15 protein-coding genes are annotated in these 23,665 nt (G+C 52.4%); 13 read left to right on the top strand and 2 right to left on the bottom strand.

Translation table 11 applies throughout. From position 1 onward, the window contains the following. The first annotated feature begins 157 nt into the window (after window positions 1-157). The gene (locus ACFQ03_RS06080; RefSeq protein ID WP_379286801.1) at window positions 158-652 is read left to right on the top strand and encodes a VanZ family protein; all 495 of its coding nucleotides are present in this window, start codon (window positions 158-160) and stop codon (window positions 650-652) included. 1,056 nt (window positions 653-1,708) lie between these two features. Here the strand turns inward: ACFQ03_RS06080 and ACFQ03_RS06075 are convergent. After that, window positions 1,709-2,476 (bottom strand): hypothetical protein, encoded by a 768-nt coding sequence (locus ACFQ03_RS06075; RefSeq protein ID WP_379286799.1) that lies wholly within the window; start codon window positions 2,474-2,476, stop codon window positions 1,709-1,711. 70 nt (window positions 2,477-2,546) lie between these two features. Between ACFQ03_RS06075 and ACFQ03_RS06070 the strand changes: the two genes are divergently transcribed. The 9 genes from ACFQ03_RS06070 to ACFQ03_RS06030 all read left to right on the top strand — a co-directional run bounded on the left by ACFQ03_RS06070 (window position 2,547) and on the right by ACFQ03_RS06030 (window position 16,898). Next, complete coding sequence (locus tag ACFQ03_RS06070) at window positions 2,547-4,880, top strand: helix-turn-helix domain-containing protein (RefSeq protein WP_379286797.1); 2,334 nt, start codon at window positions 2,547-2,549, stop codon at window positions 4,878-4,880. 582 nt (window positions 4,881-5,462) lie between these two features. After that, window positions 5,463-6,410, top strand: a complete 948-nt coding sequence (locus tag ACFQ03_RS06065; RefSeq protein WP_144936352.1) for an ABC transporter permease — start codon at window positions 5,463-5,465, stop codon at window positions 6,408-6,410. Between the two features lie 12 nt (window positions 6,411-6,422). After that, entirely contained in the window at window positions 6,423-7,295 is an 873-nt protein-coding gene (locus tag ACFQ03_RS06060) for a carbohydrate ABC transporter permease (RefSeq protein ID WP_150959502.1), read from the top strand. A gap of 73 nt (window positions 7,296-7,368) precedes the next feature. Continuing rightward, entirely contained in the window at window positions 7,369-8,910 is a 1,542-nt protein-coding gene (locus ACFQ03_RS06055) for an extracellular solute-binding protein (protein ID WP_379286794.1), read from the top strand. Window positions 8,911-9,270: 360 nt separating this feature from the next. Continuing rightward, a complete protein-coding gene (locus ACFQ03_RS06050) occupies window positions 9,271-11,241 on the top strand; it encodes a heparinase II/III domain-containing protein (protein ID WP_379286792.1) in 1,971 nt (656 codons plus the stop codon). Window positions 11,242-11,378: 137 nt separating this feature from the next. Next, entirely contained in the window at window positions 11,379-12,548 is a 1,170-nt protein-coding gene (locus ACFQ03_RS06045) for a Gfo/Idh/MocA family protein (protein WP_150959505.1), read from the top strand. A gap of 39 nt (window positions 12,549-12,587) precedes the next feature. Continuing rightward, the gene (locus ACFQ03_RS06040) at window positions 12,588-14,315 is read left to right on the top strand and encodes an alpha-L-fucosidase (RefSeq protein ID WP_379286790.1); all 1,728 of its coding nucleotides are present in this window, start codon (window positions 12,588-12,590) and stop codon (window positions 14,313-14,315) included. 114 nt (window positions 14,316-14,429) lie between these two features. After that, entirely contained in the window at window positions 14,430-15,686 is a 1,257-nt protein-coding gene (locus ACFQ03_RS06035) for an alpha-L-fucosidase (RefSeq protein WP_379286788.1), read from the top strand. A 3-nt stretch (window positions 15,687-15,689) separates the two neighbouring features. Further along, the gene (locus tag ACFQ03_RS06030) at window positions 15,690-16,898 is read left to right on the top strand and encodes a glycoside hydrolase family 88 protein (RefSeq protein ID WP_379286786.1); all 1,209 of its coding nucleotides are present in this window, start codon (window positions 15,690-15,692) and stop codon (window positions 16,896-16,898) included. A 92-nt stretch (window positions 16,899-16,990) separates the two neighbouring features. On the opposite strand, the gene ACFQ03_RS06025 is transcribed toward ACFQ03_RS06030, so the two are convergent. After that, window positions 16,991-17,965, bottom strand: coding sequence for a DUF2167 domain-containing protein (locus ACFQ03_RS06025; protein ID WP_144936373.1), 975 nt, complete (start codon window positions 17,963-17,965; stop codon window positions 16,991-16,993). Window positions 17,966-18,487: 522 nt separating this feature from the next. Between ACFQ03_RS06025 and ACFQ03_RS06020 the strand changes: the two genes are divergently transcribed. From ACFQ03_RS06020 to ACFQ03_RS06010, 3 genes are all read left to right on the top strand, one after another. Next, window positions 18,488-18,979: a hypothetical protein gene (locus ACFQ03_RS06020; protein WP_144936376.1), complete on the top strand. Its 492-nt coding sequence runs from the start codon at window positions 18,488-18,490 to the stop codon at window positions 18,977-18,979. 886 nt (window positions 18,980-19,865) lie between these two features. After that, window positions 19,866-21,761: a discoidin domain-containing protein gene (locus ACFQ03_RS06015; RefSeq protein WP_144936379.1), complete on the top strand. Its 1,896-nt coding sequence runs from the start codon at window positions 19,866-19,868 to the stop codon at window positions 21,759-21,761. Between the two features lie 143 nt (window positions 21,762-21,904). Next, window positions 21,905-23,539: an extracellular solute-binding protein gene (locus tag ACFQ03_RS06010; RefSeq protein WP_144936382.1), complete on the top strand. Its 1,635-nt coding sequence runs from the start codon at window positions 21,905-21,907 to the stop codon at window positions 23,537-23,539. Window positions 23,540-23,665: the final 126 nt, after the last annotated feature.

The raw sequence follows: 23,665 nt of genomic DNA, 5'->3' as shown, positions 1-23,665 counted from the left end.
ACCTTGTGCTTATAGCTCATAATGACATGTTTTTATCCGATAGTAGTTATCAGTCTGCTTCAGTCTGCCGGAATAGTAGAATGGATATACTTAATAGAAAACATATTTTCTGGAGGGTAAACCGATCAAACGAAAGCTTCTCTATGGCATTCCTGTTTTGCTTTGGCTGGGGCTCATTTTCATTCTGTCGTCCCAGCCGTATCAGGCGCAAAGCCTGAAGCCTCTACTGAACCAGCAGTTCTCGCAGGATAAATTGCAGGAAGTGCTCCCGGATGTGTCCTTCCCGTATCGCGAGAGTATTATTTCTGCGAAGAAGGACCCCGTTCATTTCATCGAATTTGTATTTCGCAAAGGGGCGCATCTCTTCATATATGCGATGCTGGCAGTGCTGGCTTTTATCGCCCTGCTTCCATACCGGGAGCCCCTGTTGGTGAAGGGATATTTCATCCTCACAGCCGTCGGGATGATCGCCATTCTCGACGAATGGAATCAACTGCATCGCGCCGAGAGGACCGGAGCCGTTCAGGACGTGTTCATCGATTTGTCCGGCGGGCTGATCGGCCTGCTGCTGGTTAGCCTTGTATATCTCCGCCTCCGGGCAAGCCGAAGAGAGAGCGCGTTGCGGGGAGGACGGGAGTCCGGGCAGCCGTAGAATTGGAGGATCATAAGTCCTTGGAGCATGAGCATAAGCATAAGATCCTCCCATTCGTCTCTGTTTCCCCCGCCATCCGCAAGAATAAAATACTCGCAGAATTCGCGTTGTAAGATTCGCGATGCAACCCCGATTCCTCCACATCCCGTGAAAAAGGGGTTACCAATTTAACCCATTAAACCCAATTAGATCCAAATAGTGATTTGCGATGCAAGCCCGTTTTCCCTCAATCCCGTGAAAAAAGGATTACCAATGTAACCCATTTAATCGAATTCGCGCCCAATAGCGATTCCCAATGCAACCTATTTTCCCTGATTCCCACCAAATAGTGATTCGCAACGAACCCCATTTCCCTAATACACGCCAAAAAGGGTTCGCGATGCACCTCCATTTCCCCAATCCCGGGAAAAGGGATTCGCGATGCAAGCCCGTTTTCCCTCAATCCCGTGAAAAAAGGATTACCAATGTAACCCATCCCACCCAATTGGCGCCAAATAGTGATTTGCAATGCACCCCCATTCCTCAAATCCCGCCAAAGAGTGATTCGCGATGCAGCCTCGTTTCTTCCAATCCTCGCAAAAAGGGATTACCAATGTAACCCATTCCACCCAATTGGAGCCAAATAGTGATTTGCGATGCACCCCCATTCCTCCAGTTTCCGCTAAATGGGTGTCACCAAAGCAACCCATTCTACCCAATTGACGCCAAATAGTGATTTGCGATGCACCCTCATTTCCTCAAATCCCGCCAAAGAGTCGATAACCCGGTCGCGCAACCGCTAACCTTCAATCATAATCGGGAGCATCGTCCCATGCTTTTGATTTCCAGTCACCGAAGGATCAGAGCAGGAAACCGAGCGGACCCCGGAGCATATGTCTTCACTTAGATTGAAAAGTAAGCGCATACATGTTAATGTAATAAAGTAAATATAGGCAGGGGACAAACTTAGCCGTAAGCAAACACATTGCTTCGTTCTTTTGTTTGTCGGACATTTAGAAGGCCTGCGGCCAAAAGAATGAAGATCCGAGTTTGTCGGACTTTTTGAAATCCCACGGCTCAAAGAATGAAGACCCGCAAAAAGACATGCACTTTTGTTCTTCTTTGGGAGGCAGGACTGGTAAAGCACGCCGGGTATCCGAAAAGACCAGCAAAAGTGCATGTCTTTGGACCGATTTTAGCTGAAATCAGCAAAAGACCAGCAAAAGTGCAGGTGAATTTGGCGATTTCGTCGATTTTCTGCATTTTCCGGAAAAAGACCTGCAGATTTGTCCAGCTTTCCGGAGATTTGCCGAATATCCGCAAAAAGACATGCACTTTTGTTCTACTTTGGGAGGCAGGACCGGGAAAGCGCGCCGGGTATCCGAAAAGACCAGCAAAAGTGCATGTCTTTGGACCGATTTTAGCTGAAATCAGCAAAAGACCAGCAAAAGTGCATGTGAATTTGGCGATTTCGTCGATTTTCTGCTTTTTCCGGAAAAAGACATGCAGATTTGTCCGTCTTTCCGGAGATTTGCCGAATATCCGCAAAAAGACCTGCACTTTTGTTCTACTTTGGGAGGTAGGACCGGGAAAGCGCGCCGGGTATCCGAAAAGACCAGCAAAAGTGCATGTCTTTGGACCGATTTTAGCTGAAATCAGCAAAAGACCAGCAAAAGTGCAGGTGAATTTGGCGATTTCGTCGATTTTCTGCATTTTCCGGAAAAAGACATGCAGATTTGTCCGTCTTTCCGGAGATTTGCCGAATATCCGCAAAAAGACCTGCACTTTTGTTCTACTTTGGGAGGCAGGGCTGGCAAAGCACGCCGGGAATCTCCAAAAGACCATCTACATTTCCAGTTTATGTATCCACCGGATATGGTAAGAGACTTCGAAGCCATGGACATCAGGAGGCCACATGTTCATCCAATTTAAAAACAAGCTGCTGCCGAATCTGTTCAGAACAAGGCAAAGCGGATTTTACCGCAAGAGCCTTATCATCCTGCTGCTGGTTACCAGTATTCCCACGGCCTTGCTCGCCCTTGCAACCTATTATGTAGGCACGAAGCAGATCGAGCAGGAGGTTCACCGTGCCCATGAGTTCCGCTTGGAGACGATGGCGGGCAAGCTTGAGGAACAGCTTTTGCAGCTGGAGAAAATGTCGACGATGTGGACCTTTTTTCCGATTCTTCAAGGAAACCTGGGACAAATGACGGTCGAATCGTTCAAGAAAGAGATTGTTTTTACCCACGATTTGGCCAAAATGCTGCTGATTATGGGGGACTCCAATCCGCTAATCCGCGAAGTCCGGTTGTTTCTGCCCGACTCCGGCCTCTATATTTCTCCGCTCAAAGCCAACGTGGCCGTGCCGATCGACAATCCGGAGGAGCTGGAGTTTTTTCGCTCGCTGTATATTAAAGACATGCCCCAGTACTGGACGGTGGCCCAAGGCTATTTATCACTCGTGCGGCTCGTTCCGGACGAAGCGCCATACGGCTACTTCTTGACGATGATAGACGAGACCGCCATGAATAAACTGATTCAGACGGAGCACGATTCCCAGTCGACCGCTTTCATGCTCAGGGCCAACGGGGATTGGCTGGACCCACAATACAGCAAAGAGGCGGAGTATCGTCCTTTCGAATATATGCTGCGCAGGCAGGTGAATGAGCAGAATCAGGCAAGCGGTTCCTTCTATACGAAGTGGAACGGGGAGAAGTATACCGTATCCTTCGGCACGATTCCGCGGACCGGCTGGATCTATGTATCCGCCACTTCTCTGTCCAACCTTACGCAGCCGGTTGTATATACGTCCCGGATTCTGCTGGCAGCGGGCGGGCTTGGAATCGCCATCGCCGTTCTCCTCTCCTGGTTCGCTTCACTCCAGCTGTATCAGCCGATTGTCCGGCTTATGAAGCTGTTCCGCTCGTCCAGGAACGAAACGGGGGATCTCCCTAAGGACGAGATCGAGTTTATTGAACGGCAGTGGCAGTTCCTAAACAGCGAAAGCCAACTGCTGCATGAGCGGATGGAGCAGAACCTGGCCACTCTGCGGGAAATTTTCCTGTTCCAGCTTCTGCATGATCATCTGAGCCATTTGCCCGAGGATGATCTGCTTAGACGAATGGAGCAGTATGGCTGGGAAACCGAAGGAAGAACCTATTATCTGATGGTGGTCCGCCTGCTCGGATTCTCCAAGCTGCTGGACCGGTTCAGCGAAGGCGACGAGCAGCTGGTGACGTTCGCCGCCTCCAATGTCATTGCCGAGCTTGCGGCAGGCCGATTCGATCAGGCGGAAGTGGTGAACGAACAGGAGCTGGCGGTCAGCGTCCTCGTGCTTATGCCGGAGGATACCGGGCATGAGGAGGCCAAGCGGCAGCTTTATGAGTTCGGAGAGAACCTGATTCAGTCGCTGTCCTCGGTGCTCAAAATGAACATTCTCATCGGCCTGGCCGGACAGTCGTCCGCCGTCTCCGATCTGCCGGAAGCGCACAGGGAGGTTAATCTGCTGTTCCGGTTCCGGAATGTGCAGGAGAGCAACCAGATTCTCGATCTGGAGCAAGCGGGGCTGCATTCGCAGGAGAGCTTGTATCCGTTCGCCCTGGAGAAGGAACTGATCCGCAGCGTCCGCTCGGGAGAACGTACGGAAGCTCTTCATAAGTTGGACCGTTTCGTGGAGGAGCTGACTACAAGCGGAGGGAAGGAAATGATCATCCGCCAGGGGATGAACCAACTGCTGGGCGTTCTGCTGCAGCAAATCATTCTGTCCGGCATCAGTCCGCAAGGGCTCTATAACTCCCCGGATCTGTATAACGATCTGAACAAATTGCGCGAGCCGGAAGAAATGTCCGCCTGGTTCAAGGAGAAGCTCATCCTATACATGAATTCCCTGAACGAAACGATGAGCCAGGTCCAGGACCAATGGATGCAGGAGACGGTGGATAAGGTCATCGCCCTTATGGAAGAAGAATACGCACAGGATATTTCACTGGAATCATATTCCGACCGGTTCGGTGTCAGCATATACAAGCTAAGCTCTGGATTCAAGGAAGTGACGGGCATCAACTTCATCGATTACTTGACCCGGCTGCGGCTGGACAAATCGAAGGAGCTGCTGCTTACGACGAATGACAAAGTGAATGACATTGCTTACCGTGTCGGTTACCAGCCTTCCTATTATTATCGGGTATTTAAGAAGCATGAAGGCATTACGCCGACCAAATACCGGGAAATGTACAGAGAAGGGCCGTGACGCATCTACCTGCGTTAACGGGCCTTTTTTAAAATATAAGAAAGTATAAGTTTTCATCTATATCTGTTCTTACCACATTAGAAAGTTTAAGTTCATTAAAGCATTAAAATGGGACAAACTTTCTAATTGGCATAAAAAGCTACCTTTAAAACCGGGTTATTCGTCTTCGAAGAGGCTCCGTTAGGAGCTTTTTTTATATTTCATCGGTAAACGCGCCCGTCCTAAGGACGGCGATAGCCGTTTATCCTTGCCACATTAGAAAGTTTAAGTTCATTAAAGCATTAAAATGGAACAACTTTCTAATTGGCATAAAAAGTTACCTTTAAAACCGGGTTATTCGTCTTCGAAGAGGCTCCGTTAGGAGCTTTTTTTAATTTCACCGCAAGCGGACTATAAGCATGACGGAAATCGCCCAACCCCTTGCGGCATAAGGGAAAACGGGTCAAGTGCATATTTTTGAAGGAAGTGCAGTTTTTTGTACAGCGAAAAAATGCAGTCCTTACAAATCTTTCATGTTGAGCGAATATAGCGCTTTCATGTATAGTCGGTTCTGCCGGTACTAGACAGAGTGGAGGTTGAATCATGGCTGAGATTTCCTTGAACAAAAATACGCGGCATACGGGGAAAGGTTCATTAAGAAAGCATACCCTCCGCAAGCATCTATGGTTTTATTTGTTGGCGGCGCCGGGCATCTTATATTTTCTGATCTTTCATTACGGACCGATGTGGGGAGTGCTGCTCGCGTTCCAGGAATACAGTCCCTACCTTGGATTTTTGAAGAGCGAATGGGTGGGGCTGGAGCATTTTCAGAGATTTTTCAGTGAAACCACCTTCCTGGAGCTGCTGAGGAATACTTTGCTGCTGAGCTTGTATAATCTTCTGTTTTACTTTCCTCTTACCATTATTCTGTCGCTCTTGCTTAATGAGGTCCGTTCCAGCCTATACAAACGTTTCGTGCAGACGGTGCTGTATCTTCCCCACTTCGTGTCATGGGTCATCATCGTCGGAATTACGTTCATCTTCCTGGGCCCGTCCGGAGTGATCAATCACTATCTGGAAATCTGGATTCAGAACAATCTTCCGTTCCTGATGAGCAACGAATGGTTTCGTCCGGTCGTGCTGTTCCAGCAAATCTGGAAGGATGCAGGGTGGGGGACGATCATTTTCCTGGCGGCGCTGGCCGGAGTCAATCCGGAGCTGTATGAAGCGGCCAAGGTCGATGGGGCCAACCGGTGGCACAACATCTGGCACATCACTCTTCCTTGTATAAGAAGCACGATCATCATTCTACTCATTCTCCGCCTCGGATCGGTCATGGACTCCAACTTCCAGCAGGTGTTCCTGATGTGGAACAACTTCAACGAGAACGTCTCGAACGTATTCGATCTCTATGTGTACAAAGTCGGATTACAGCGATTCGAATTCAGCTACAGTATAGCGATAGGCTTGTTTAATTCGGTAGTCGGCCTGATTCTGATGCTGATCGCCAATTTCATGGCCAAGCTGTTCAACGAAGAGGGAATATTCTAGGGAGGACCAACCATGAAGCTACGGAAACTATCGATATTTGACGGCGTGAATGTTCTGTTCCTGCTTGGGCTTTGTTTGCTGGTCATCATACCCTTCTGGTATATGCTTGCCGTTTCCCTCAGCCCGGTCAGCGAATCGGTCGGCGGCAGATTCTATCTGTTTCCGAAGGAGTTCACGCTGGAAGCGTACCGCTACTTGTTCTCGACGAACCAGTTCGTCAACAGCCTCGGAAATTCGATCTATTTAACGGCGCTTGGAACGGTCGTCAATCTGATCGTTTCCATTACATTGGCCTATGCCATCTCCAGGAAAACCCTTCCGGGACGCAAAATCATGCTGCTCCTGATGCTGTTTACGATGGTCTTCAGCGGCGGCATGATTCCGAAATACTTGCTTGTCAAAAGCTTGGGCTTGCTGGACAGCTATTGGGCTCTAATTTTGCCCGCAGCGACGAATGCTTTCACCATACTGGTGATGAAGACCTTCTTCCAAAATTTGTCGGAAAGCCTGGATGAAGCGGCCCGGATCGATGGAGCGGGGGAGATGAGGATTCTGTGGTCGGTCGTTATTCCGCTGTCCATGCCGATCATTGCGACTTTCTCATTGTTTTTCATGGTCTCTTACTGGAATGATTTCTTCTCCGCCATTATTTATTTGAGCAATCCGGAAAAATGGCCGATCCAGGTGCTGCTGCGGCAAATGGTTGTCGTCGGCAATTCCAACTTTGCCAATGAGGCGAATCTCGATTTCGAGCTGGCCAGCCAGGTCGGAGATAACGTGAAAATGGCGGCGATTATCGTTGCTATGATTCCCATTGTGCTTGTATATCCGTTTCTGCAGAAGCACTTCGCGAAGGGGGCGATGCTCGGGTCGATTAAAGAGTAGGCACAGGATTTCCGGTATGCTTCGCTTGCAGAACTGCAGAAGGTTCAATATTCAAAGAGGGGAGTTAATCGATATGAAGATGAAGAAATGGGCAGGGATTTCACTGGCGCTTACTTTGACGATGGGCACCGTGGCCGGATGCGCTTCCGGCGGCAAGGAGGGGCAGGGGGCTTCCGTGAAGGACGGGGGAGGTGAAGGCCAGCCGACGCAGATCAAAGCATTGACTATCCTCGCCTCGGGAGAGCCGCCTGTTCTGGAGAACAACAAGACGCTGGAGGAAATCGAGAAGAGGGCGAACATCAAGCTGAATCTGGAGGTCGTCCCCGGTGACGTCTACACCGATAAGGTCAATATTGCGATTGCGGCCGGAAATCAATACGATCTTATTCTGCTGACAGACGGCAAGGATGACAAGTATGTGAAGCTGGCCAAGCAAGGGGCCTTCCACGATTTGAGCGAGCTGGTCAAGAAGAACGAGAATCTTCAGAAAATCCCCGAATACACCTGGAACAATACGACGGTAGACGGCAAAATATTCGGCATTCCGAGACCGAGGGGGATCTACGGCGGGGGGAACTCCAACATTTTCATCCGCAAGGACTGGCTGGACAAGTACAATTTGCCCGTTCCGAAGACGCTGGATGAATTTACGAACGCTCTGAAGGTGTTCAAGGAGAACGATCCCGCCGGCGGGGGTAATACGATTCCTATGGTGGCCGGGCCGTTCAACTCTCCGTGGTTCGGTTCGTTGAACCCGATCGGGTTCTCCTTCGGGCTGCCGTACGTGTATAAAGTGCAGGACGGAAAGCCGGTCGCTTATTTCCAAACTCCGGAATATAAAGAGTATCTGGACTGGATCCGAATGGCTTATACGAGCGGGCTGATCGATAAGGATGCCCCGGTGACGAAAACCGTCCAATCCAAGGATAAGTTCAAATCCGGGATGGTCGGAGCCATGGTGGACAATGTAGGGATGCTGGATGACAGCAATACGTCCGTCATGAAGAAGGCCGATCCGAATGCGGAGCTGGTCGGCATTCCGATTCTTGAAGGTCCGAAGGGCCACAAGGGAGTGCAGATGATCGAAGGGTATTTCGGCATCTGGGTCATTCCGTCCAACGTGCCCAAGGACAAGGCGGAGAAAATCGTCGAGTTCCTGAATTGGAGCGCCTCCGAGGAAGCGACCATCATCTCCAAAGCGGGAATCGAGGGGGTCCATTATAACAAGTATGATCTGGCGACCGGGGCGATTGACCGGACGGATGAGCAGAAGAAGCTCTATGATAAAGAGAAGCCGGGCATTCTCGTTCTGCAGAATGAATATGACAAATACTACTATGCCTCCTCCCTGATTCCGGAAGTCCGCCAAGCGCAGAGAGCGGTGCTGGACGAATTTGAACAAGCGGGAGTGGAAAATCCGTTCCTGTCCATTCTGTCCCCGACATTGGGTAAGAACCCGGATCACTTGAAAAAGCTGACCGAGGCATCAACCAATTATGTGCTGGGCAAAGGGGAATGGGATGCCGTACAGGCGGAAATTGACGCCTGGAGCAGCGGTATCGGCGCCCAAATTCTGAAGGAATATATGGATGAATATAACGCAAGCAAGAAATAAGGGAGAATCGCCCGTCCTTGCGATACGAGAGCCGGAAGCGGGGACATCCAACTTCCGGCCTTCCGGTTATTGCGCTGATGAGCCTGTCCGGCTAACGCATTAAGACGATGACTTACTTCTTCCCGTGCGAGAGGATAGTGATCTCCCAGGGAAAAAGCCGTCCCAAGGACGGCATACATAAAACAGGGCCGAGATGTGCAGCACTAGCAAAGTTTTCCGCACTATGGATGACCGTGCCTAAACGGGCAATCCGATGGACAGCCTGCGGCTTTCCTCGGACAGCATAAACAAACTGGCCGATCGGCTGTCGGGGAAATCATAAGGCTCCGACAGCCAGGCTTGCAGATGGGGGGGACCTAGATGTACCCATTGGGAACAGCGGAATGGAAGAACGACCTGAGATGGCGGGTGTCCAATTATGACTGGGCCGGGAGAGCATTGGCCCTGCTGAAGGAAGAGATGGAGCCGGTCCTGGAGCTTCCTCTCGATATTCCGCTAATGCCGAGCGGCTTCGTTCATAATTACTTCTGTCCGGATGATGGCGCCCGGCTTCAGCGAATAGATCGCCATCATCATCTCTGCCGCCTCTGTTCGAAGGTATGGAGCGGTTCGCCCTGGGATGAAGCAGCCGTTGAACAGGAGCACAGCTCGTACAGCCGTCGCACACGGCTGGCCGCCATCCTCCATGCGGTGACCGGGGAAGAGAAGTGGGCGGCTTGGGCGAAACAGGTGCTGCTCTTCTACGCTGAGCGGTATTCTTCCTTTGTCCTGCACGATATCTTCGGCAAGCAAGGGGAAGAGGCGGGGAAGTACGGCGCGAGGGTGCAGAATCAGACGCTGTCCGAGGCGGCCTGGCTCGGGCCGTTGGCCCAGGCGTTTACCGTGCTTCGCTTGAATGGCCGGCTTACGGAGGAGGAGCAGAAGAGGATAGCGGGCAAGCTGTTCTATCCGGCGGTCGATGTCATTAACCGGAATCCGCGCCGTGAGTCGAACTGGCAGGCTTATCATAATTTCGCCATGGCCGCAGTGGCCGAAGCCGTACAGGACAGGCCGCTGCTGCACCGCGCCATTCATGACCCGGATAACGGTTTTCTGTTTCAGATGGAGCGCAGCGTCGGGACCGATGGGTTCTGGTTCGAGGGGGCATGGAGCTATCATTTTTACACTTTGGAGGCGCAGCTGCAGATCGTCTGGTCCGCCCTTGGCCTGGGAGAGAGGCTGTATGAGCATGACCGATTTGCGGCCATGTTCCGCATTCCTCTCCAAGCCTGTTGGCCGGATTATACGTTCCCGGCTATTCACGATTCCGTTGAAATTGCTTTGCGGGATCACGCCCATCTCTTCGAATTCGCATTCGCGCAGTATGGAATCGGGAAGGAGCTGCTGCAGAGGTCGGAGCGCACATCGCTGTACAGCCTGCTGTTCGGGCGGCCGCTCGCATCCAGAGAGGGCAAGGAGCTCGGCGTGTCCGCCGGCGATGGCGCAAGCCGTCCTGCAGGCAGGTCATCGGTCTGCCTGCTGCGCAAGCCGGGAATGGCGGTGGCCCGGACCGGTGACAGCCCGGCTGCGCAATCGGTGTATCTCGATTACGGCGGGCATGGCGATTGGCACGGTCATTACGACAAGCTTCATCTCATGTATTATGCGCGGGGACGGAGCTGGCTGACCGATGCCGGGATGCTGCCGTACAACAATCCGCTGCATGACGCCTGGTTCCGGCAGACGATCGCCCATAACACGATCGTCATCGGGGGGCGTTCGCAGAACGCTTCGAACGGGGCATTGCTGATCGCCGAGGAGGATAACGGCGTCATCCGGCTTACCGCAGAAGTCGCGGACGCTTACGAAGGGGCGAGAATCGAGCGGAGAGTGACGCTGGCTGAGGGGATACTGATCGATATTTGCACCGTAGCCTGCGACCGTGAGCAGGTTATCGATTGGGTCGTGCATACTCCGGGGGTGCCCGTCCCTAACTCTTCGCATCGTTTGTGTCCGGTGGAAGCGTCCGAGCTGTCCTTCGAGGACGGATATCCTTTCCTTAAGGAAATCGTCCGGATCGACAGAACCGGAAACGAATGGATGCTGGAATGGAAATGGGACGAGGGCGAAGGAGCGGACGAACGCATGCAGGTATACGGCTGGGATGGGGAAGTCTCTCTCCTTTATTTGGCCGAATCGCCGGCTATGCCGGAAATCGGACGGAGGAGCGCTCTGATCCGCAGACGATCCGGGGTCAGACATGCTGAATTTGTGACGGTATTCCGGCCTTGCCGCCAGGGAGATGGGCCGCTGGACTTCCGTCTTTTTAAAGAAAGGGCACACGGTAATTAGAACAGGTTTCTCCTCGCGGACGCCGACGGGGAAGACCGGGCGAAGCTGGATAGGTTTGCACCACGAACGATTCCCGGCTATTCGATTTGGAAGCCATTGATTTGGAAGTCAAATTTGTCTGACAAGGGTGAGCAATGATGGATGAAGTGAGAATCGGAATCATTGGATTGGGGAATATGGGCTCGATGACCGCCAATTATTTATTGAAAAATGAGGTGGCGGGAGCACGGCTGACGGCCGCTTGCGATATCGATCCGGCGAGATTATCCTGGGCGAAGGAGCATCTGGGACAGAGCGTGCGCTTGTTCAATAGTGCGGATGCTCTGCTGGAGGCGGACTGCGTGGACGCGGTCTATATTGCCACTCCGCATTACGATCACCCGCCGATAGCTATCCGGGCGTTCGCGCGGGGACTGCATGTGCTGACCGAGAAGCCTGCCGGGGTGTATACGAAGCAGGTCAGGGAAATGAACGAGGCGGCCGCCGCATCCGGGAAAGTGTTCGGCATGATGTACAACCAGCGTTCCCTTCCAATCTATCAGAAGCTGAGGGAGCTGGTCCAGGCCGGCGAGCTTGGGAATATTCGCCGGACCAACTGGATCATTACGAACTGGTACCGGCCCCAGAGCTATTACGATTCGGGAACGTGGAGAGCGACCTGGGCCGGAGAGGGGGGCGGAGTCCTGATTAATCAGGACCCGCATCAACTGGACTTGTGGCAGTGGACCGTCGATATGATGCCGAAGCGAATGAGAGCGTTCTGCCACTTCGGGAAATATCGCGACATTGAAGTGGAGGACGATGTGACCGCCTATGTCGAGTACGAGAACGGCGCCACCGGCTTGTTCGTGACGACGACGGGGGAGGCCCCTGGAACGAATCGCTATGAAGTGACCGGAGACCGGGGGAAAATCGTCATCGAGAACGGAACGATGACGTTCTGGCGGCTGACGGTTCCCGAGCCGGAGTTCAATCGGACCTTTACCGGAGGATTCGGCCAGCCGGAATGCTGGAAATGCGAAATCCCGGTGCGCCAACCGGCCAAGGACGGGCATATCGTTATTTTTCAGAACTTTGTGGACGCGGTTCGCAGCGGTACTCCGCTGCTGGCTCCGGGAGAAGAAGGGATCAAAGGACTGTCTTTGTCCAATGCGATGCATTTGTCCACATGGATGGACGACTGGGTGGAATTCCCGATAGACGAAGACTTGTATTACGAGAAGCTGCAGGAGAAGATTGCGGGCAGCCGGATGAAGGCGGGGGCGACCGCCCGAACCCTCGATGTGAACGGAACGTTTAACAGTTGATTACCCGAAAGATAGTTAAGGGAGAAAGGACGGAGGCCATTGTCGAACTCAACGGAGGTTAAGCAAGCACAGCGTATGAAGTGGTGGACGGAAGCGAAATTCGGAATGTTCGTTCATTGGGGGTTATACGCCATCCCCGGACAAGGCGAGTGGCAGATGTACAGCGAGAAAATACCCGTGAAAGAGTACGAGAAGCTTGCCGGGCAGTTCAACCCGGTACGGTTTGATGCACGGGAATGGGTGCGGATCGCCAAGGAAGCGGGAATGAAGTATATCGTCATAACGGCCAAGCATCACGACGGTTTTGCAATGTATTCTTCCTCTGTCGAGCCGTTCAATATCGTCGATGCCACTCCGTTCAAGCGGGATCCGATGAAAGAGCTGGCCGAGGCTTGCCTTGAGGAAGGCATTCGGTTGTGCTTCTACTACTCGCATGTCATCGATTGGCATCATCCGCATTCGGTGCATAACGCGGCGAACAATACTTGGGATTACCGGATGGAAGAGAAGGATTTCCCCATATATTGGAACAGTCTGGCGAAGCCGCAAATCCGGGAGCTGCTGACGCAGTATGGACCCGTCGGACTCCTCTGGTTCGATACGGCGGGCGGTTTGTCCAAGGAGGACAGCGAAGACATGGTCGCTCATGTGCGCAGCCTGCAGCCGGAATGTCTGGTTAACAGCCGGGTGAGCCATTTCAAGGGAATGGGCGATTACCAGTCCAAGGGAGATAATGAGACTCCGATGTATGGCGAGGATGAGCGGCCGTGGGAAACGCCGATGACTCTGAACCGGACCTGGGGGTTCAGCCCGAAGGACCAGGTGTGGAAGACGACGGAGTCGCTTGTTCGCAAGTTGGTCCATATCGTTAGCAAGGGAGGCAACCTGCTTCTCAACGTGGGGCCGTCTCCGGAGGGGACGATTCCCGGAGAGTCGGTGGAGCGGCTGAAGGAGCTGGGAGAATGGACCGGCCGGAATGCGGAGGCGATCTATGCGGCATCGGCCAGTCCGTTTCCGTATGAATTCGATTGGGGAGCGATTACGGCCAAGCCTGGGAAGCTGTATCTGCACATCCACAATGACAAGTGGCCGAAGACAGGCAAGCTCGTGCTAAGAGGCGTGCGCAACCGGGTGAGCCATGCGTATCTGCTGGCCGACCCCGGGAAGCGGGCCTTGGAGACGGAGCAGACCTTCGACGATGGCCTGCAGCTTCATACGCTTGCGATCGGCCTTCCCGCGCAAGCGCCGGATTCGTATGTTTCCGTTGTCGTTCTTGAGCTGGAGGGAGAGAACGACATCGACAGCGGATTTACGGTACTGCCTTCCGGAAGTCTCAAAATGGATATCCCGTCCGGCCGCCTGACGGAAGGGTATGTAATAGCAGGTTTCGAAGGCGGTGGTCCGGTGAGGAATGCTGAATGGAGCGTTATGGTTCCGCAGCCGGGAACCTATCGGTTGTCGCTGGTCAGCTTCAGGCGGACAGATGCCGTGCTGGAGGAAGGATTCAAGGCTGGAGTGGAGCTTGTCATGAACGATCGGCCGTTCGTCGGCATTCCGAAGGAGGACCGGATCATCACGGATTCTCCGGCTTGCCAGCACCCTTATTCGGAGGTCCATTCCATAATGGGTGAAGTGGAGATTCCTCGGCCGGGCCACTATTCGTTAACGCTGAAATCGGCCTTGATCAAAGAGCGCCATTCGAAATTCACCGAGATATGGCAGGCGGATCCGGTGAAGCTGCGCTCGGTCATGCTTGTTCGGATATAAGGGGATTTAAACGGGTTAAATCCGGGTATCTTTTTATCCGCAGGGAATCATCAATGGCTTGTACGGATGCTTATGCTAGAATAGGGGGAAATCCAAGGAAAGGAATGAGCTTGAATGGATGGAATGGGCGAGAAAGCGGTACCGGAGCCGAGAGTGGAGCGATTCGAGAAGCTGGGCTTCGGCATGTTCATTCACTGGGGATTGTATTCCCAGCTCGGGCAGGGCGAATGGATTCAAAAGATCGGCGGCATTCCCGGAGCGGAATATGCGAAACTGAAGGAGAGCTTTACTGCCTCCGAATTTGATGCGCGGAAGATTGCACGAACGGCCAAAAGGGCCGGGATGAATTATATTACGATCACGACCCGGCATCACGACGGCTTCTCTCTGTATGATACCCGGGGGGTGAGCGAGTATGATGCTCCCCACAGCGCCGCCAAGCGCGATCTGATTGCCGAATTCGTCCACGCCTGCCGGGAAGAGGGGCTGCTGCCGGTCTTCTACCATACGACGCTCGATTGGCATCAGGAGAGCTATAAGTCCGATTTTGACGCTTATTTGGATTATCTGTACCGGTCGGTGGAAGTTCTGTGTACCCATTACGGGCCCATAGGCGGCCTCTGGTTTGACGGGAATTGGGACAGACCCGATGCGGACTGGAAGCTGGACCGGCTGTACGGAATGATTCGCAGGCTGCAGCCGGAAGCGATGATCATCAACAACACGGGACTGGAGCATAGGGGCGAGGTAGGGCATCCCGAGATCGACAGCGTCACCTATGAGCAGGGGCGCCCGAAGCCGATGGACCGCAGAGGAATGAGCAAGTATGTGGCTGCCGAAATGTGCGAGACGATCAACGATCATTGGGGAATCGGCCGAGCCGATTTCATGTACAAGTCGGTGCCGGCACTTATCGAGAACCTGTGCGCATGCCGCAAAGTGGGAGCGAATTATTTACTCAATGTCGGCCCGACCGCCGAGGGGGCCATTCTTCCGATTCAACAAGCGATGCTCGAGATGATCGGAGACTGGCTGAACGTATTCGGCAAGCCGATTTATGAAGGCAAGCCCAGCGATGTACAGGGGGAAGGCGATCATTTCGTATTGGAGACCCCCGACGGGAAGCTCTACCTGTTCATTTACCATCTTAAAATCAGCGGCCACGCAAATGTAACCGTTAACGGGGGCGGGGCCGGGGAGAAAACATTCACAGGCCTGAAGCGGAAAGTCGCGTCCATTCGTTGGCTGGACAACGGGGAAGAACTGTCATTCACCCAAGACGAGGAAGCCGGAACGCTCCGTTTCTATGCTACCGGTTATCCCTATGGAGTCAATTATGTCGTAAGGGTCGCGGAAGTTTCTATGGCATAAATAATGGAGGGGATTAGGACATTGACAACTCATGTGGCGGATGAAGGGATTTTGGACAGAAGCAAATATGCGGAGCCTCCCGTATGGACTCAGGCATCAGTCGAAAGGGCGATCCACTATGTTCTTGCGCAAATAGACCGCAATCTGGACGTGTTTACGGACAGGTTTCCGTCCCCGGCCAGCAAGGGAAACGTCTACGAGCCGTGGGAAAATATCGAGTGGACTCCCGGATTCTGGACGGGTATGCTGTGGCTTGCCTATGAGGTGACAGGGGACGACAAATACCGCAGAACAGCGGAAATCCAACTGGAAACGTATCGCAGACGGGTCGATGAAAGGATCGGCACCGAAACCCACGATCTGGGGTTTATTTATTCGCTGTCCTGTGTTGCCGCCTATAAGCTTACAGGCAACGGGCAGGCCAAGGAAACCGCGCTTAAAGCGGCGGATCTGCTGATGGAGCGTTATTTCGAAACCGCCGGTATCATTCAAGCATGGGGAAATCTGAATAATCCGCAGCAGCGCGGGCGGATGATTATCGATTGCTGCATGAACCTGCCGCTGCTCTATTGGGCTTCCGAAGAAACGGGGCGTCCGGCTTATCATCGCGCGGCTGAGAGGCATGTCCGGCAGTCGGCCCGGTATTTGATCCGGAACGATTCCTCCAGCTATCATACTTTCTATATGGACGTCGATACGGGCGAGCCGAAATACGGCAGAACGGCGCAGGGCTACTCCGACGATTCGTGCTGGTCACGAGGGCAGGCCTGGGCGGTCTACGGCTTTCCTCTGAGCTACCGTTATACGGGGGATACGTCGCTCATCGATCTAGGGCAGAAAGTGACTCATTATTTCCTGAACCGGCTTCCGGAAGATTACGTTTGCTATTGGGATCTGATTTTTACCGAGGGAGAAGAGGAGAGGGACAGCTCGGCTGCGGCCATAGCCATATGCGGGATGCTGGAGCTTGCCGGACATCTTCCCGTTATTAACGAGAACAGGCGCCTGTATGAGAATGCTTCTCTTCATATTTTAAAATCGCTGACAGAGCGCTACACGACGGAGAGCACTCCCCATTCGAACGGAATCCTCCTCCATGCCGTTTACGGCAAACCGTTAAACAACGGGGTGGATGAGTGCTGCATCTGGGGGGATTACTATTATTTCGAGGCACTCGTACGCGTGCTTAAGGATTGGAAGCTTTACTGGTAGGCGCCGGGCTTTCCGGCGGGGACAATGGAGGCCGATGCTTTATTAGCAAGAAACAATAAGGGGATCCCTTAGCCGGGACCCCCTGTCTTACCTTATAATGGCCGATCTTCGCGCTGATCGGAATTAGGGTCGAGGGAAGCATCTGCAGAAGATGAACCTCCTGCTTCTTCCGCTGTCTCCTTCTTGCCCAGGAATCTCTTGAACAGTCCCCAGAGTGCGCCGATTCCTGCGATAACGACAATCCAGAATTTTTTCAGGAACAGCAGCAGGGCTGACAGCAGACCTAATTTCTTGGCAGCCATAACTCCGGCCCCTCCAAGAATGAGTCCGCTCAATCCGTACTCTGCTTTTTTGTCCGTACTTGGATCGAAGTCGTCATATCGGTGTCCTTCCTTCAGCGAGAATGCGGAAAGCACCTGCTCTTCCATCACTTTGCGATCGGCTTCCAAATTGTCGGGATCCGATACGAGGATGACGGAAACTACGCCTACGCGAGTCAGGATACGGGAATTGTAGTTGATCAGCTTATTCCCCATGCCGTCGCGCGCCAGCAAGGACCACGATAGGTTGTGCGTTTTCTCGTCATAGAAGGGGGGAGTATCCCAGCCATCTACATATAAGCGGTTTTCTTCGGATAATGACTTGTTGCTCTCTTCTGTGCCATCTTGATAGCTTTTTAGAAGCTTTTTAGCGTCGATCTTGTCTTTTTCCTTCTCACTGATATGGCCGGTTTCTTCATACTCGAAGTACACTGCCCATAGCTGATTCTCATCTTCCGGGAAGACAACCCCGATCTCTTTGTTGGACGGCATGCCGCCGGTGATTGTCTGATAGCTTCTGGCATCGGTGCTGTTCAAAAACAGGAAACCTTCGTTCAATTTCAGTTCGGCGAGGCCATCGCCCATTTCTATTGTTTGCCCGCTGCCTTCCACCCAATTCAGAGCTGAAAGCTTTGCCGCGATATCATTACTGCTTGTCTCGGCGAATGCGGCAGCCGGCCATAATGTCGTTACCAAGGTAAGCATAATAAGGTGTAAAAAAATACGTGTGCTTCGAATGATCTTCATTTTCTGGTTAAACCCTCCACTGATATGTTTTCCAATTTGCAAAAAAAACCGGGCGCAGGTCCGTTGTCCTATGCCCTTTCCATTGCCATAGACCGTTGTCCTTTCTATACCTAGGATTTATGAATGAACACTAGATTCTATTATCGGGGAAAATATACCAGAATGTGACAGTCATTGAGAACTATTTATTTCTAGGACTTTTGTAATGAAAGCAAAAAAAATGTTATTTTATCACTTATTTTGGTCAGTTAGAGTTTGAATTTTTTTGATAATTGATTATAAATCGACCTTTTTCGACAAAGAAGGACAGGAAAATGTTGTCTTGCTAAAGTAGGGAAGAAGATGGATAATAGGCCTTAAGGGTATTATTGAGTCTATGGGACTACTAAGCTGAGAGCAGGCGGACGGATGCTATTGCGGACAAATCCGGTTTGCTTTGATCTTGTGTATAGAGGGGAAAATTCCCCAATAAGGAAAACAATGGGGGTTAATGAGGCTGGCAACGGAAAGGGGAGAATTCCCGTGGAATGGCCAAGCAAGAGCTATACCGCAAATATTATTAATTCATCCAGAGAAGGGCAGGCATCACGGGATCAGATGACAAAGAGCAGTGGTTCGAACGGAAAGTTTCATAAATTTAACATTCATGTATCGATCGAGAACATGGATGAACAGCAGGCGATAGATTATCTCCATGTTCTCTTTCGTCATGCGGGCGTAAGAGATGTGGAGATTATCCCGGACCGTCCCGACGGCATCTCTGAAGGAGCGGAGAATGCCGAGGCATCTAAACAGCATCATGAGGAGGACCGGAATAAGGAACGGATTCGCGGTTGGATGGCCAGCGGCCGGCTAATTTGGCTGGTAGTCAACCGGAACAGCGAAGCGAGAGGACGGATTCCGTGTCGGATACTAAATTACGATGAAAGCAGCCGCTTATTGACCATCTATCATGTGGATGAGAAGAAGGTATACACTTATAAACTTGATGAAGTGGAAGATTTCATAGAGTAGTGCGGAAGGCTAACGGCGTGATTCCGGCCGGGTGAGGTTAGCGGAGAACCAGTAATAAAGCGGGGATAAACCGGGGAAAATCAGGGATTCCGGTGTAATTTGAGAAAAACTGGGAAAAACAAGGAAAAACCAAAGGGCACCGAAAAAAAACGAGAAAGACCAGGGAAACTGAGAAAAACCGTCGGCAAAAATGAGCTTCGCGCAACTCGAGGTGTATGTCCATACTTTGGCGATTGGTGCACTTTAATCTGCTTTTTTTCTGGCCGTTCCTTCCAATTTTTAAGAGAAAATCCGCTTATAAGTAAAAGGGCTGATTAACGTGCATTATTGGATTATTATATGATCGCTTCTTCGCAGCCGTTCGAAGATGCTCAAAGATTGTTGAATCGGGGGCCATTCAGGTTCCCGGTATTTTTTTGTCTATTTTGCCTGATGCGATAGGTAATGTGATGGAGAGACTGGTCCAGAGAATCAATATGTGCAATTCATAGTCTGTTCTCTGATGAAAATCCACCTCCGATATTAATGCTCCCTCGCCGCCTCAAGGAGGAACGGAGGAAAGAAACATCGAAGCGGCGGGCTCCGCAAAAAAGATGCGAAATGCCAGGAATGACGGGCATTGTAAAGAATTGCATATCGGCGTCCGTGCTGCCGATGGACAAAAAAACGCGATGCAAGGTACAGTGGTGGAAACATGAAAGGGGGAGCGGAGTTCTTAGGGAACAAAAGTCGAAGAAGAAATCTCAAAGAAGAAATCTCAAAGATGAAATGATAAAGAGAAATAAAGAGGAGAGCAAATATAGCATCATGCCTTCGATGGATAGTGGAGGGAATAGGTGACCGAACTGATTGGAATGGACCTATCCATGGATTAGGAGGAAGAACAATGTGTAAGAACAGAATGAATTTCATAATTATGCCCATTCTTGCGTTCATCCTGATGATCAGCATGCTGGCGACGGATTCTGCCATAGGGCTGGCGGCAGCAGGGGCAGCCCCGGGCAAGGACACCGTCAATTTCTCCGTCGAACTAAACGGCGACTCGGTTCCCCGCAATCCCCGCTTCAAGCTGGAGCTGGTGTGTAACGGCAGAACAGAAGCCTTGGCGGTATTGAACTCCCAGAGCAAGGCTCCGGTCAATCTGCCGCATCATGCCGCAGGGCAGCTCTGTACTGTCCAGGCTTCTACCGATGGAGGCGCTGTGCTGGGGAATGAAGTTGTCTTTACGATTCGACAAGACGAGGATGTTCTCGCCCGGCGTGTAGTCTATCCGGATGGGCAGCAGGCTGTTTCGACCGACTTCCATGTTCCGCATGGGGAATTAACCGTAGAAGTATCTCATGAATTCACCGAGGGACCGTTGGGCACTCCGGTGCGCGCCATGGTTTGGAATTTGTGGGGAGGAGGCCGGTCCGCCGGCGGGGAAGAGAACGTTCAGCAGATCATTGATGTGATGCGCCATGAGAATCCGGACATTCTGTTTACTGTAGAGACCTACCGGTCCGGGGAGAAAATATTGGCGGGGCTAAATGAAGGATTGCCTGAAGATCAGCAATATACGGCGGTCCAGGTAACGAATGAGCCGGTGCATCAGCCGGATAATGATAACCTGTGGATTTTCAGCCGTTTTCCGGTGGTCAAGCAGTATCCCGTTATGAAGCATCCGGGACTGATGAACAGCTTCCATTTCGGCGGAATCAAGGTACAGCTTCCCGACGGGCAAGAGGTGAACGTATTCAATACTTGGATCTACCATGAGGGCTGGGCCTGGGATTATGTGAACCGCACAGTGGGCGAAATTACGTACGGACTTCCGCGTACTTACACCAATGCGGAGATTGTGGCTACGGACTTGGTCCGCCGGATAGAGCATATCCGCAAGATTCTTACGGTCAATCTTCCCACTCTTCTGCAGGGCGATACTTCGCCGATTCTGCTGGCCGGAGACTTCAACACTCTGTCCAGTACAGACTGGAGCGAGAGGTTTGCCGATGCGCCGGGCCATGCCGGGCTTGTGCTGCAGTGGCCGGTCACTTCGCTGATGGAGGAAGCCGGATTTATCGACTCGTACCGCTGGGCGAACCCGGATGCGGCCCGTTATCCCGGAAGCACCTGGAGCCCTTACCACGGGTATGGCATGGCTCCGGGACGCATTGATTACATATGGGCCTACGGGCAGGAGATGAGGATCCTCGGCTCGCATACCCGGGATCAGCGGCTGCCGGAGCATGGGACGGATCGCCTCTTCTATTCCGATCATGCCGCGGTCATCACCGATCTGATCATTCGGAATTCGAATACTCTTCCCGATCCGCCGGAGCCGCAGCCGTCCTATGTGCCGCATAGTCAAATGACGGCCTACTCCACCAGCGAGCATGTAGGCTACGAAGCCTCCAAAGCGATAGACGGGAATCTGAAGACGATGTGGCATTCAGAGTGGGCTCCGAAAGACCCTCTGCCGCAATCGATTACTCTCGACCTCGGAGGAGTTTACGATGTTACCGGCCTGGACTACCAGACTCGCGCGGATTTCAAGCCAGATGGCATCATTACGGGTTACCGGGTGCTTGCCAGCGCTGATGGAGCCCAATTTGCCGAGGTCGCTTCCGGAGTATGGGATCGTGATTACTATCTGAAGAAGATCGAATTCTTCGCTCCGGGCACCCGATATCTTCGCTTGGAAGCGACCGAGGGGAGCGGCGGGGTGGCTTCGGCGGCAGAGATCCGTGTCCGTTATGAACCGGGTAAAGTGCAGGAATCCGTTGTGAATGCTGGTGAATAAGGGTCTGGGCGCGTGGGCGGCAGCAAGTATAAAGAGCCGCGGATAAAGCCGGATTGCGGAAGAAAAACACAGTGAATTACGTAACGAAGCTAACGGGCTGGCCAACGGCCGGCCGGATGAATTTTGAGAAGGAGAGGATAGGAATGAGGGGGAAAAGAGCAGGCTGGATGTCGCTGTCCATGGCGGCGGTCCTGTTATTAACGTCTGCATGTCAAAGCGGTGGCGGAGCAGCCGGCCAGAAGAAGGGGGAGGGCCCTTCGGAACAGGAAAGCACAGGTGCCGCTGTTAACAAGACCGGGTTTCCAATCGTGAACGAGCCGATCAAGCTCAATATCGTAGCGGGCAAGGCTACGGCGAACGGCCCGGACTGGAATGACATTATGCTGTTTAACGAATATGAGAAGATGACCGGCATCGATGTCGAATGGCAGATGATTAATAAAGAGATTTTAAGCGAGAAGCGGAATCTGATTCTGGCAGGGGGAGACCTCCCCGATGCTTTCTACGCGGCGCTGTTGTCGGATAAAGATGTAATGAAATATGGAGAGCAGGGTGTCTTTATCAAGCTTAACGAGCTGATAGAGGAATATGCCCCCAATATCAAAAAGCTGCTGGACGAAAATCCGGACATCAAGAAGGGGCTGACGATGCCTGACGGCAATATCTACTCGATCCCGAGAGTGTATGATCCGGGCTTCACCTCGGTACTGATTAACCCGAAGTCTTGGATTAATCGAGAGTGGACGGACAAGCTGGGATTGCAGAAGCCCGAAACGACCGAGGAGCTGTATTCATTTCTCAAAGCCATGAAGGGGCAGGATTTGAACGGAAACGGGGAGGACGACGAGATTCCGCTCGGGTCCGAGAGCATCAATTATTTGATCAAATGGTTTTACGGCCCTTGGGGCTTGCAGAACAGAGGGTCGCGCCATTCTTATGTGGACGTGAATCCGCAGACGGACGAATTGCGCTTCTTCCCCATCGACGACAACTATAGAGAGATGCTGGAATATGTTCAAAAATTATATCAGGAGAAGCTGATTGACCCGGATATCTTCACGATGAATTCCGCGGAGTTTCTGGCGAGAATGCAGTCGGGCCGGTACGGATCCTATATCGGCTGGGACCCCGTAGGCTGGGCGAACCTCAAGCAATTTGAAGGAGCGCCGGCGCTGGAGGGACCGCATGGCGATAAGACGGTCGTCAAAAATTCCTCTCTGGTTACGCTGGGAACCTTCGTTATCACGAACAAGAATGAGCATCCTGAAGCGACGATGCGTTGGATCGACCACTTCTTCGGGGAGGAAGGCAGCAAGATGTTCTTCATGGGCTTCGAGGGAGTGACCTACAAAGAAGGGGCGGACGGCAAGGCGGAATATCTGGACGAAATCTCCAATCATCCGGGAGGCTTGTCGCTGGACGAGGCGGTCTCGCAATATTTGATTTGGCCGGGAGGCGGAACCCCGGGAATCATCTCCGAGCAGTATTTCAAAGGGGGAGAGAGCCTGCCGACCTCCATGGAGACAGCCAAGCTGCTGGAGCCCTATGCCGGCAGCGAAGTATGGCCGCCCTTCTCCTTCACCTCGGAGGAAAACAGCCGAATGGCGGGCTTGAGCTCGGATATCGGGACTTATGTGACGGAGATGCGGGCCAAGTTCATTACCGGAGCCAAGCCTCTGTCCGAATGGGATGAATATGTACAGACCATCAAGAAGATGGGGCTAGAGGAGTATATGAAAATTTATCAGTCGGCCTATGAGAGATACAAGAACGGCTAATCCTGACCTGAACCAAGACTTTCCGGCCGCCCTGTCCGGACGCTAAGTGCCAATGGACAAGCACCGGGCGGCCCCTATAACTACTTATCGGTTCCTTTGATGTCCGTATGGTCAAGGGAACCGGGT

This window comes from Paenibacillus residui, from assembly GCF_042677205.1.
In the GTDB taxonomy this organism is placed as follows: Bacteria; Bacillota; Bacilli; order Paenibacillales; family NBRC-103111; genus Paenibacillus_L; species Paenibacillus_L residui.
Note: the sequence above shows the minus strand (reverse complement) of the source record. Positions and strands in the feature narration are given on the sequence as shown.

What these genes read in the sequence shown, in the direction of transcription:
- ACFQ03_RS06050 (WP_379286792.1), top strand. Translation starts at nt 9,271, where the DNA reads ATGTACCCATTGGGAACAGCGGAATGGAAGAACGACCTGAGATGGCGG.
- ACFQ03_RS06010 (WP_144936382.1), top strand. Translation starts at nt 21,905, where the DNA reads ATGAGGGGGAAAAGAGCAGGCTGGATGTCGCTGTCCATGGCGGCGGTC.
- ACFQ03_RS06045 (WP_150959505.1), top strand. Translation starts at nt 11,379, where the DNA reads ATGGATGAAGTGAGAATCGGAATCATTGGATTGGGGAATATGGGCTCG.
- ACFQ03_RS06055 (WP_379286794.1), top strand. Translation starts at nt 7,369, where the DNA reads ATGAAGATGAAGAAATGGGCAGGGATTTCACTGGCGCTTACTTTGACG.
- ACFQ03_RS06025 (WP_144936373.1), bottom strand. Translation starts at nt 17,965, where the DNA reads ATGAAGATCATTCGAAGCACACGTATTTTTTTACACCTTATTATGCTT.
- ACFQ03_RS06015 (WP_144936379.1), top strand. Translation starts at nt 19,866, where the DNA reads ATGTGTAAGAACAGAATGAATTTCATAATTATGCCCATTCTTGCGTTC.
- ACFQ03_RS06030 (WP_379286786.1), top strand. Translation starts at nt 15,690, where the DNA reads ATGGAGGGGATTAGGACATTGACAACTCATGTGGCGGATGAAGGGATT.
- ACFQ03_RS06060 (WP_150959502.1), top strand. Translation starts at nt 6,423, where the DNA reads ATGAAGCTACGGAAACTATCGATATTTGACGGCGTGAATGTTCTGTTC.
- ACFQ03_RS06035 (WP_379286788.1), top strand. Translation starts at nt 14,430, where the DNA reads ATGGATGGAATGGGCGAGAAAGCGGTACCGGAGCCGAGAGTGGAGCGA.
- ACFQ03_RS06075 (WP_379286799.1), bottom strand. Translation starts at nt 2,476, where the DNA reads ATGGTCTTTTGGAGATTCCCGGCGTGCTTTGCCAGCCCTGCCTCCCAA.
- ACFQ03_RS06070 (WP_379286797.1), top strand. Translation starts at nt 2,547, where the DNA reads ATGTTCATCCAATTTAAAAACAAGCTGCTGCCGAATCTGTTCAGAACA.
- ACFQ03_RS06065 (WP_144936352.1), top strand. Translation starts at nt 5,463, where the DNA reads ATGGCTGAGATTTCCTTGAACAAAAATACGCGGCATACGGGGAAAGGT.